1 protein-coding gene is annotated in these 241 nt (G+C 71.4%); it reads left to right on the forward strand.

Annotation, left to right across the window (positions count from 1 at the left end; genetic code table 11):
* Nucleotides 1-241 (forward strand): hypothetical protein (locus KZZ07_RS27350; RefSeq protein WP_219520184.1); only part of this gene is annotated, 241 nt, incomplete at both ends.

Consider the following 241-nt stretch of genomic DNA (forward strand, 5'->3'; position numbering starts at 1 on the left):
CCTGCAATGTGTGATCCGAGCCGGCCAGGGCGCGCCCGAGGCCGCCGCCCTGGTGCGCGATCCCAAGGCGCTGCGCGCCGCGCTGGAGGGGTACGACGATGCCGTCGCCCAGGACGCACGCGGCATCCTCGACTCCGACGACGAGAAGAGCCGCGCCAGCATTCTCACGACCGCCGCGCACGGCTTCAGCTGGATGCTGGACACGCGCATGCAGCAGGTGGTGGCAGGCCACAGCTTCAGC

This window comes from Mameliella sp. CS4 (genome assembly GCF_019392335.1).
GTDB lineage: Bacteria > Pseudomonadota > Alphaproteobacteria > Rhodobacterales > Rhodobacteraceae > Antarctobacter.